This window comes from Phenylobacterium sp., from assembly GCF_046290725.1.
In the GTDB taxonomy this organism is placed as follows: domain Bacteria; phylum Pseudomonadota; class Alphaproteobacteria; order Caulobacterales; family Caulobacteraceae; genus Phenylobacterium.
Window position 1 is genome coordinate 16,043 of record NZ_JBKBUH010000007.1, and the last position, 9,412, is coordinate 25,454.

Below are 9,412 nucleotides of genomic sequence, written 5' to 3' on the forward strand. Positions count from 1 at the left end.
AGGGATATTGCGGTACTTCAGTACTCAGACGCGCCGGCGCTTGGGCGGCCGGCAGCCATTGTGCGGAATGGGGGTCACGTCGCGGATGGTGGTGATCGTCATGCCCACCGCCTGAAGAGCGCGAAGGGCCGATTCCCGGCCCGAACCCGGGCCCGAGACGTTCACTTCCAGGGTCTTCACGCCGTGCTCGGCGGCCTTGCGGCCGGCGTCCTCGGCCGCCATCTGGGCGGCGTACGGGGTCGACTTGCGCGAACCCTTGAAGCCCATCATGCCGGCGGACGACCAGGAGATGGTGTTCCCCTGCGCGTCGGTGATGGTGATCATGGTGTTGTTGAACGAGGCGTTCACGTGCGCCACGCCCGAGGTGATGTTCTTGCGCTCGCGGCGTTTGACGCGCGCCGGTTCCTTGGCCATCGACTAAGCTCTCTTACTTCTTCTTGCCGGCGATCGGCTTGGCCGGGCCCTTGCGGGTGCGGGCGTTGGTGTGGGTGCGCTGGCCGCGGACGGGCAGACCCTTGCGGTGACGCAGGCCGCGGTAGCAGGCCAGGTCCATCAGCCGCTTGATGTTCACCGCGGTTTCGCGGCGCAGGTCGCCTTCGACCATGTAGTCGCGGTCGATGGTCTCGCGGATCTGCAGCACCTCGGCGTCGGTCAGCTGATTGACGCGGCGAGCGTCCTCGATGCCGACCTTGCCCACGATCTCGCGCGCCTTCGCAGCGCCGATGCCATGGATGCACTGCAGCGCGATGACGACGCGCTTGTTCGTGGGAATGTTGACGCCAGCGATACGGGCCACGCGTTGAATCTCCTGGTCACGCAGAGAAGCGCGAACGGCGCCCCGGCCCCAGAATCCCGGATGGGAAGGCCGGCACGTCCTTCGCGCCCTTTCGCGGAAGCGCACCGTTATAGGGAACGTTGCGTTTCCGTCAATGGCGCAATCGCGGGAATTTGAACCTTTTTAAGGCCCCGCGACCGCAAGTTCCTTCGTCCTACCGCCCGGCTCCGGCCAAGGCTTCGTCGATGGCGGCGGCGACCGCCTCGATGGAGCCCATGCCGTCCACCTCCACCAGCTTTCCCTGGCCTTGGTAGTAGGGCAGCAGCGGCGCGGTCTGGTCGTTGTAGGCCGAGAGCCGCACCTTGAAGCTGTCCGGGTTGTCGTCGGGCCGGCCCGATTCGGCAAATCGGCCCGCGACGCGCTGGAGCAGCTGCTCGTCGTCAACCTTCAGGCGGACGACGAGGTCGATCTTGGATCCCCGACCCTGCAGCATCAGGTCGAGCGCCTGGGCCTGGGCGAGCGTCCGCGGGAAGCCGTCGAAGATGGCCCCGCCGGCGGCCTCGGCCTCCGGGAGACGCTCCTCGATCAAGGCGATGACGATCTCGTCGGTGACGAGCTCCCCCCGCTGCATCACGCCCTCCACGCGCTTGCCCAATTCGGAGCCTGAAGCGATGGCGGCGCGAAGCATGTCGCCGGTGGAAAGCTGGACCATGCGGCGGCTTTCCACCAGCCGCTTGGCCTGAGTTCCCTTCCCCGCCGCCGGCGGCCCGAACAGGATCAAGTTCATGGTTCTCCCCTCCCCGCCGGCGTCCCCCGCGCCGGCTCGAAAAGCATGCGGCCCTTATTTAGCGTCCGCGTCCGCGAAGCTTGGATTTCTTGATCAGGCCTTCGTACTGGTGCGCCAGGAGGTGCGACTGGATCTGGGTGACCGTATCCATGGTCACGCTCACCACGATCAGGATCGAGGTGCCGCCCAGATAGAAGGGCGCGTTGTAGAAGCCGATCAGCGCCTCAGGCATCAGGCAGACGATGGTGATGTAGGCCGCGCCGATCACCGTCAGCCGCGTCAGCACGTAATCCAGGTACTCCGCCGTCCGCTTGCCGGGCCGAATGCCCGGCAGGAAGCCGCCGTACTTGCGCAGGTTCTCCGCCGTGTCCTCGGGATTGAACACCACCGAGGTGTAGAAGAAGCAGAAGAAGATGATCAGGGCGCCGTAGAGCACCATGAAGGCCGGCTGACCGTGCTGAAGCTGGGCGACCAGGCCCGGCAGCCACTGGGCCCAGGGGGGCAGGTCGGCGGTCGCCAGGAAGCCCATGGCCGTGGTCGGCAGCAGCAGCAGGGACGAGGCGAAGATCGGCGGGATCACGCCGGCGGTGTTGATCTTCAGGGGCAGGAACGAGGTGTCGCCCCCGAACATGCGGTTGCCCTGCTGGCGCTTGGGATATTGGACCAGCAGGCGGCGCTGCGAGCGCTCCATGAACACGATGGCGAACACCACCACGATCGCCAGGATGATGATGGCGAACATGGCGAAGGCCGAGAGCGACCCGGTGCTGGTCATGGTGAACAGCTGCCAGATGCCGCGCGGCAAGACCGCGACGATGCCGGCGAAGATCAGCAGCGAGATGCCGTTGCCCACGCCCCGGCTGGTGATCTGCTCGCCGATCCACATCAGGAGCAGCGTGCCGCCGGTGAGCGTCACCACCGTCGAGACGATGAAGAAGATCCCGGGATTGACCACCAGGCCCGCCGTGGCCTGTAGCCCCGTAGCGATGGCGAAGGACTGGAAGACCGCCAGCACGACGGTCAGGTAGCGGGTGTACTGGTTGAGCGTCTTGCGCCCGGCCTCGCCGCCCTCCTTCCGCAGCTTCTCCCACGGCGGATAGACCGCGCCCAGCAGCTGGACGATGATCGAGGCCGAGATGTAGGGCATCACGTTGAGTGCAAAGATCGCCATCCGCTCGACGGCGCCGCCCGAGAACATGTTGAACATGCCCAGGATGCCTTGGCTCTGGCCCGAGAAGGCGTTGGCGAAGGCCACGGGGTCGATGCCGGGGATCGGGATGTAGGTCCCCAGACGGTAGACGATCAGAGCGCCCAGGGTGAACCAGATGCGCTTGTGGAGCTCCGACGCCTTCTGGAAGGCGCCGAAGTTCATATTGGCTGCGAGCTGTTCAGCGGCCGAGGCCATGTACTTCCCCTGAGAGTCGGGACCGGTCGTATGTAGGGGACGGCCGGGCGCCTGTCATCCGGCGCGACGGCCGGAGGCGTTCTGGCCGCCCCTCCCCGCCGGTCGCCGGCGGGGACGAGCGGACGGGGGTCAGCCCTCGGCTTGCGCCGCGGCCGGAGCGGTGGTCGTCACCTTGCCGCCGGCCTTTTCGACCGCGGCCTTAGCCGAGGCCGAGGCGGAATGGACGGTGATGTCGATCTTGGACTTGAGCTCGCCCTTGCCGAGCAGCTTCACGCCATCCTTCTCGCGGCGCAGAACGCCGGCGGCGACCAGGGCCGCGCCGTCGATGGCCTTCTTGGCGTCGAGCTTGCCGGCGGCGATCGCCTGTTCGATGCGCCACAGGTTCACTTCCGCGAACTCCTTGGCGAAGGGATTGTTGAAGCCGCGCTTGGGCATGCGCATGTGCAGCGGCATTTGGCCGCCTTCGAAGCCGCCGATGGAGACGCCGGTGCGGGACTTCTGGCCCTTCACGCCGCGGCCGCCGGTCTTGCCCTTGCCCGAGCCCGGGCCGCGGCCGACGCGCATGCGGTTCTTGGTGGAGCCTTCGCGGGGGGAAAGTTCGTTGAGCTTGGTCATGTGACGCCTCTCCTTGGGAGATCTGTCGCCGGGCGCGAGGGCCCGACTCGGCTTGAAAGGGGAAACGCCCGCCCCGCCCCCCGCCGGACTGGAGATCGGCGAAAGGGCGGAGCGGGCGGGAGTGTCTTAGTTCTCGACCACTTCGACCATGTGGGCGACCTTGGCGATCATCCCGCGGACGGCGGGGGTGTCTTCCAGGGTCGACACGCGGCCGATCTTGTTCAGGCCCAGGCCCGCCAGGGTGGCGCGCTGGTCCTTGGTGCGGCGGATCGGGCTCGCCGTCTGACGAACGGTGACCTTGGCCATGTCTTATTCTCCGTCGGCGGCGGCGGCCGCGGCCTCGCCCTTGCGGCCGAGGACGTCAGCGACCTTCTTGCCGCGCTTGGCCGCCACCTGGCGGGGCGAGGACTGGGCCTTCAGGGCCTCGAAGGTGGCGCGAACCATGTTGTAGGGGTTGGACGAGCCGACCGACTTGCCCACGACGTCCTGGACGCCGAGGGTTTCCAGCACCGCCCGCATCGGACCGCCGGCGATGACGCCCGTACCCGGAGGGGCCGAACGGACCATCACCTTGCCCGCGCCCCAACGGCCGGCGCCGTCGTGGTGCAGGGTGCGGCTTTCGCGCAGCGGCACGCGGATCATCGACTTCTTGGCTTCTTCGGTCGCCTTGCGGATGGCTTCCGGCACTTCGCGCGCCTTGCCATGACCGAAGCCCACGCGGCCCTTCTGATCGCCCACCACCATCAGGGCGGCGAACGAGAACCGGCGGCCGCCCTTCACGGTGGCGGCGACGCGGTTGATGTGGACCAGCTTCTCGACGATGTCGGAATCGGCGCGTTCCTCGACGGGCGCGCCCCGGTCCCGGCCCCGCCGTCCGCCGCCTTCGCCGCGTTGTTCGTTTCCACGAGCCATCAGCTTATCCCTAGAAGTTCAGGCCGGCTTCGCGCGCGGCGTCCGCCAGGGCCTTGACCCGGCCGTGATAGATGTAGCCGCCCCGATCGAAGACGACGTCCTTGACGCCCTTCTCGATGGCGCGCTGGGCGACGAGCGCGCCCACGCGGGCGGCGGCGTCCTTGTCCGAGCCCTTGGCCGGCTTGTCGCCTTCCAGGGTGGAGGCCGCGGCCAGGGTCACGCCGCGCTCATCGTCGATGATCTGGGCGTAGATGTTCTTGGACGAGCGGAAGACCGACAGGCGCGGCCGACCGTTCGCCACCGACCGCAGGCGGATGCGGGTGCGCTCGGCGCGCCGCTTGGCGATGTCGCGAGGTTTGAGAGCCATGGCCTACTTCTTCTTGCCTTCCTTGCGACGGACGGTCTCGCCGGCGTAGCGCACGCCCTTGCCCTTGTAGGGCTCCGGGGGCCGCAGCCGGCGGATCTTCGAGGCGATCTCGCCGACCGCCTGCTTGTCGATGCCGCTGATCTTGATCTCGGTCTGCTTCGGGGTGGCGAAGGAGATCCCCGCGGGCGGGGGCACGTCCACCTCATGGCTGAATCCGAGCTGCATGGAGAGCGCATTGCCCTTCATCGCCGCCCGGTAGCCGACGCCGACCAGTTCGAGGGTCCGCTCATAGCCCTGGGTCACGCCCACGACCATGTTGTTCACCAGGGTGCGGGACAGGCCCCACATCGCCTGGGCGCGAGTGGTGTCCTCGCGCTTGGAGAGCAGCAGCTCGGCGCCCTCCTGCTTGACCTCGATCTCTTCGGCCACGGTCCAGGCGAGCTGGCCCTTGGGGCCCTTCACCGTCACCGTCTGGCCTTCGATGGTCACCGTCACCCCGGCGGGGACGGGAACCGCCTTCTTTCCGATCCGCGACATCTTAGTAGACCCGGCAGAGCACTTCGCCGCCCACGTTCGCGTCACGCGCGGCCGTGTCGGACATGACGCCCTTGGGCGTCGACAGGATCGAGATCCCGAGGCCGTTCTTCACCGGCTTCAGGTCCTTGATCGACGAATAGACCCGACGGCCCGGCTTGGAGACGCGGCTGATCTCGACGATCACCGGCTGGCCGTCGAAGTACTTCAGCTCGATCTCGAACTCCGGGAAAGCGCCCGGCTTCTGGACCAGCTGATAGCCGCGGATGTAGCCCTCCTCGGCCAGGACGTCGAGGACGCGCGCGCGCATCTTCGACGCCGGGGTCGAGACCTTGGACCGGCCGCGGGTCGCGGCGTTCTTGATGCGGGCGATCATATCGCCAACGGGGTCGTTCACCATGGGCCCCTCCTACCAGCTCGACTTCACGAGGCCGGGAATCTGGCCGTTCGAGCCGAGTTCGCGCAGGGCGATCCGGCTCATCTTCAGCTTGCGGTAATAGGCGCGCGGACGGCCCGTCACCTCGCAGCGGTTGCGGATGCGCACCTTCGAGGAGTTGCGCGGCAGCTCGGCGAGCTTGAGGCGCGCCTCGAAGCGCTCCTCCAGCGGCAGGCTCTCGTCGTTGGCGATCGCCTTGAGGGCGTCGCGCTTGGCGGCATATTGCACAACGAGCTTCTTGACGCGTTCGTTGCGGTTGACGGCGCTCTTCTTAGCCATTGTCTCTTCCTTCCCGCTCGTCTTACGCGTTGAACGGGAACTGGAATTCCCGAAGAAGCTCGCGAGCTTCGTCGTCGGATTTCGCAGTCGTGGCGACGATGATGTCCATGCCCCAGATCTGGTCGATCTGGTCGTAATTGATCTCCGGGAACACCAGGTGCTCCTTCAGGCCCATGGCGTAGTTGCCGCGGCCGTCGAACGAGGTGGCCTTCAGGCCCCGGAAGTCCTTCACGCGCGGCAGGGCGATCGTGATCAGGCGGTCCAGGAACTCGTACATCCGGTCCTTGCGCAGGGTGACCTTGGCGCCGATCACCATGCCTTCGCGCAGCTTGAAGCCGGCGATGGAGTTGCGCGCGCGGGTCGGCACCGGCTTCTGGCCGGCGATCGCCGCCAGGTCGGCCATGGCCGACTGGACCTTCTTGGAGTCCGCCACCGCTTCGCCGATCCCCATGTTCAGGACGATCTTGTCCAGCTTGGGAATCTGCATTTCGTTCGTGTAGCCGAACTTGTCCTTCATCGCCGCGCGGATGCGCGAGCGATATTCGGTCTTAAGCCGCGGCTCGTAAGCTTGCTCAGCCATTGATCACCTCGCCGGTCGTCTTGGCGAAACGGACCTTCTTGTCGCCTTCGACGCGGAAGCCGACGCGGGTCGGCTTCCCCTTGGAATCGACGACGGCCACGTTCGAGATGTGGATCGGCGCTTCCTTGTTCTTGATGCCGCCCTGAGGATCCATCTGGCTCGGGCGGGTATGGCGCTGAACCATGTTCAGCCCCTGGACCACCACGCGGCTCTCCTTGGGCATGACCTGCAGGACCTGGCCCTCGCGGCCCTTGTCCTTGCCGGCGAGGACCACAACGCGGTCCCCCTTCTTGATCTTCGCGGCCATCACAGCACCTCGGGGGCGAGCGAGATGATCTTCATGTGGTTCTTGGCGCGCAGTTCGCGAGGAACCGGGCCGAAGATCCGCGTGCCGATCGGCTCGCTCTGCTTGTTCACGATGACGGCGGCGTTCTTGTCGAAACGGATCACCGAGCCGTCCTTGCGCTTGATCGCCTGGCTGGTGCGCACGACGATCGCCTGCAGCACGTCGCCCTTCTTCACGCGGCCGCGCGGAATGGCTTCCTTGACGGAGACGACGATCTTGTCGCCGACGCTGGCGTAACGGCGCCCGGCTCCGCCGAGCACCTTGATGCACATCACACGACGAGCGCCGGAATTGTCGGCGACATCGAGGTTAGTCTGCATCTGGATCATGGGTCAGATTCCCCTCAGGCCTGCTGGGCGCCGCCCTTAGGCAGCACTTCCCAGGTCTTGGTCTTCGACTTGGGCGCGCATTCGATGATGCGGGCGACCTCGCCGGCCTTGTAAACATTGCCCTCGTCGTGGGCGTGATACTTCTTCGACCGGCGCACGGTCTTCTTGAGCACCGGGTGCAGGAAGGTCCGCTCGACCTTCACCACCACCGTCTTGTCGCCCTTGTCGGAGACGACGACGCCTTCGAGAATTCGTTTCGGCATTACGTCCTCTCCTTAAGCCGCGGCCTGCTTGGCGCGCAGGACGGTCTTGATCCGCGCGATGTCCTTGCGGACCTCGTCGAAGCGGTGGGTCTTCTCGACCTGGCCGGTCGCCGCCTGGAAGCGCAGGTTGAACTGCTCCTTCTTCAGGTTCAGCAGGGCTTCGGCGAGCTGGTCGGGGCTCATCGCCCGGATGTCGTCGATCTTCATCACGCGTGCTCCACGCCGGCGTCGATCCGGGTGACGATGCGGGTCTTCACCGGAAGCTTGGCCGCGCCGAGGCGCAGGGCTTCGCGGGCGATGTCGTCGGGAACGCCGTCGATTTCGAACATGATCCGGCCCGGATGGACGCGGGCGGCCCAGTAGTCCACCGAGCCCTTGCCGGAGCCCATCCGCACTTCGGCCGGCTTGCCGGTGACCGGCACGTCCGGGAAGATGCGGATCCACACCCGGCCCTGACGCTTCATCTGACGCGTGATGGCCCGGCGGGCGGCCTCGATCTGACGCGCGGTGATGCGCTCGGGCTCCACCGACTTCAGGCCGTAGGAGCCGAAGTTCAGGGTGTGGCCGCCCTTGGCGGTCCCGTGGATCCGGCCCTTGAACTGCTTACGGTACTTGGTCTTCTTCGGAGACAGCATGGCTCTGACTTAGGCTCCGGCTTGTTCGCGGCGATCACGGCGCGGGCCGCGGTCGGGACGATCCCCGCGCTCACGCCCGCCGCCCTCGCCGGCCGGGCCGGACTCGGTGGCCAGGCGCTTGTCGAGCGCCATCGGATCGTGATCGAGCACTTCGCCTTTGAAGATCCAGGTCTTCACCCCGATGATGCCGTAGGTCGTCTTGGCTTCGGCGAAGCCGTAGTCGACGTCGGCGCGCAGGGTGTGCAGCGGCACGCGACCTTCGCGGTACCACTCCATCCGGGCGATTTCGGCGCCGCCCAGGCGGCCCGACACGTTGATGCGGACGCCCTTGGCGCCCAGGCGCATGGCCGACTGCATCGAACGCTTCATGGCGCGGCGGAAGGCGACGCGGCGCTCGAGCTGCTGGGCGATGTTCTCGGCCACCAGCTGGGCGTCGGTCTCAGGCTTGCGCACCTCGACGATGTTCAGATGAACGTCGCCCTCGGTCAGGACCGACAGGTCCTTGCGCAGCTTGTCGATGTCCGCGCCCTTCTTGCCGATGATCACGCCGGGGCGCGCGGCATAGATGGTGATGCGGCACTTCTTGTGCGGGCGCTCGATGATGATGCGCGAGACGCCGGCCTGGCCCAGGCGCTTCTTCAGCTCCCGGCGGACCTTGAGGTCTTCGTGCAGCAGCTTGCCGTACTCGCCCTTCTTCGCGAACCAGCGCGAGTCCCAGGTGCGATTGATGCCGAGGCGCAGCCCGACCGGATTGACTTTCTGACCCATCAGGCGGCCTCACCCATTTCGCGGACCACGATCGTGATCTCGGAGAACGGCTTTTGGATGCGCGAGGCGCGGCCGCGGGCGCGGGCCGCGAAGCGCTTCATCACCAGGTTCTTGCCCACGAAGGCCTCGGACACGACCAGGTTGTCGATGTCGAGGTTGTGGTTGTTCTCGGCGTTGGAGATCGCCGAGTAGAGCGCCTTGCGCACATCGCGGGCGATGCGCTTGTGGCTGAACTCCAGCTCGTTCAGGGCCCGCTGCACCTTGAGGCCGCGGATCGACTGAGCCACCAGGTTCAGCTTGCGCGGGCTGATGCGGATCGCCGTGACCTTGGCCATGGCCTCCGCGCCGCCCAGGCGCCGGGGTTTCGCTTGCTTGGCCATG

At 66.7% G+C, this 9,412-nt stretch carries 19 protein-coding genes; all 19 read right to left on the reverse strand.

Annotated elements, in window-relative coordinates; genetic code table 11:
* Positions 1-24: 24 nt before the first annotated feature.
* Complete coding sequence (rpsK, locus tag ACK41C_RS20470; protein WP_056018114.1) at positions 25-414, reverse strand: 30S ribosomal protein S11; 390 nt, start codon at positions 412-414, stop codon at positions 25-27.
* A gap of 13 nt (positions 415-427) precedes the next feature.
* Positions 428-796, reverse strand: a complete 369-nt coding sequence (gene rpsM / locus ACK41C_RS20475; RefSeq protein ID WP_409658509.1) for a 30S ribosomal protein S13 — start codon at positions 794-796, stop codon at positions 428-430.
* A 193-nt stretch (positions 797-989) separates the two neighbouring features.
* Complete coding sequence (locus ACK41C_RS20480) at positions 990-1,562, reverse strand: adenylate kinase (protein WP_409658512.1); 573 nt, start codon at positions 1,560-1,562, stop codon at positions 990-992.
* Positions 1,563-1,620: 58 nt separating this feature from the next.
* Positions 1,621-2,967, reverse strand: a complete 1,347-nt coding sequence (gene secY / locus ACK41C_RS20485; RefSeq protein ID WP_409658515.1) for a preprotein translocase subunit SecY — start codon at positions 2,965-2,967, stop codon at positions 1,621-1,623.
* A 129-nt stretch (positions 2,968-3,096) separates the two neighbouring features.
* Positions 3,097-3,582, reverse strand: coding sequence for a 50S ribosomal protein L15 (gene rplO, locus ACK41C_RS20490; protein WP_409658518.1), 486 nt, complete (start codon positions 3,580-3,582; stop codon positions 3,097-3,099).
* A gap of 126 nt (positions 3,583-3,708) precedes the next feature.
* Positions 3,709-3,888 carry a 50S ribosomal protein L30 gene (gene rpmD, locus ACK41C_RS20495; RefSeq protein WP_409658521.1) on the reverse strand — a complete coding sequence of 60 codons (180 nt, stop codon included), beginning with the start codon at positions 3,886-3,888 and terminating at the stop codon, positions 3,709-3,711.
* A gap of 3 nt (positions 3,889-3,891) precedes the next feature.
* The gene (rpsE, locus tag ACK41C_RS20500; RefSeq protein WP_409658524.1) at positions 3,892-4,494 is read right to left on the reverse strand and encodes a 30S ribosomal protein S5; all 603 of its coding nucleotides are present in this window, start codon (positions 4,492-4,494) and stop codon (positions 3,892-3,894) included.
* 10 nt (positions 4,495-4,504) lie between these two features.
* The gene (rplR, locus tag ACK41C_RS20505; protein WP_409658527.1) at positions 4,505-4,861 is read right to left on the reverse strand and encodes a 50S ribosomal protein L18; all 357 of its coding nucleotides are present in this window, start codon (positions 4,859-4,861) and stop codon (positions 4,505-4,507) included.
* Between the two features lie 3 nt (positions 4,862-4,864).
* On the reverse strand, positions 4,865-5,398 hold the full coding sequence (gene rplF / locus ACK41C_RS20510; protein WP_409658530.1) for a 50S ribosomal protein L6: 534 nt from the start codon (positions 5,396-5,398) through the stop codon (positions 4,865-4,867).
* 1 nt (position 5,399) lies between these two features.
* Entirely contained in the window at positions 5,400-5,795 is a 396-nt protein-coding gene (gene rpsH, locus ACK41C_RS20515; protein WP_409658533.1) for a 30S ribosomal protein S8, read from the reverse strand.
* Positions 5,796-5,804: 9 nt separating this feature from the next.
* Positions 5,805-6,110 carry a 30S ribosomal protein S14 gene (rpsN, locus tag ACK41C_RS20520; RefSeq protein ID WP_409658538.1) on the reverse strand — a complete coding sequence of 102 codons (306 nt, stop codon included), beginning with the start codon at positions 6,108-6,110 and terminating at the stop codon, positions 5,805-5,807.
* A 22-nt stretch (positions 6,111-6,132) separates the two neighbouring features.
* Positions 6,133-6,690, reverse strand: coding sequence for a 50S ribosomal protein L5 (rplE, locus tag ACK41C_RS20525; RefSeq protein ID WP_409658541.1), 558 nt, complete (start codon positions 6,688-6,690; stop codon positions 6,133-6,135).
* Complete coding sequence (gene rplX, locus ACK41C_RS20530) at positions 6,683-6,997, reverse strand: 50S ribosomal protein L24 (protein ID WP_409658544.1); 315 nt, start codon at positions 6,995-6,997, stop codon at positions 6,683-6,685. Before rplX ends, rplE begins: the two co-directional genes overlap by 8 nt.
* Positions 6,997-7,365 carry a 50S ribosomal protein L14 gene (gene rplN, locus ACK41C_RS20535; RefSeq protein WP_409658547.1) on the reverse strand — a complete coding sequence of 123 codons (369 nt, stop codon included), beginning with the start codon at positions 7,363-7,365 and terminating at the stop codon, positions 6,997-6,999. Before rplN ends, rplX begins: the two co-directional genes overlap by 1 nt.
* A 14-nt stretch (positions 7,366-7,379) precedes the next feature.
* Positions 7,380-7,628 carry a 30S ribosomal protein S17 gene (gene rpsQ / locus ACK41C_RS20540; protein ID WP_409658550.1) on the reverse strand — a complete coding sequence of 83 codons (249 nt, stop codon included), beginning with the start codon at positions 7,626-7,628 and terminating at the stop codon, positions 7,380-7,382.
* A 12-nt stretch (positions 7,629-7,640) separates the two neighbouring features.
* Positions 7,641-7,835, reverse strand: a complete 195-nt coding sequence (gene rpmC, locus ACK41C_RS20545) for a 50S ribosomal protein L29 (RefSeq protein WP_409658553.1) — start codon at positions 7,833-7,835, stop codon at positions 7,641-7,643.
* Positions 7,835-8,263: a 50S ribosomal protein L16 gene (gene rplP / locus ACK41C_RS20550; protein WP_409658556.1), complete on the reverse strand. Its 429-nt coding sequence runs from the start codon at positions 8,261-8,263 to the stop codon at positions 7,835-7,837. Before rplP ends, rpmC begins: the two co-directional genes overlap by 1 nt.
* Before the next feature lie 9 nt (positions 8,264-8,272).
* The gene (gene rpsC / locus ACK41C_RS20555) at positions 8,273-9,031 is read right to left on the reverse strand and encodes a 30S ribosomal protein S3 (protein WP_409658559.1); all 759 of its coding nucleotides are present in this window, start codon (positions 9,029-9,031) and stop codon (positions 8,273-8,275) included.
* A complete protein-coding gene (rplV, locus tag ACK41C_RS20560; protein ID WP_409658562.1) occupies positions 9,031-9,411 on the reverse strand; it encodes a 50S ribosomal protein L22 in 381 nt (126 codons plus the stop codon). Before rplV ends, rpsC begins: the two co-directional genes overlap by 1 nt.
* Position 9,412 lies beyond the last annotated feature (1 nt).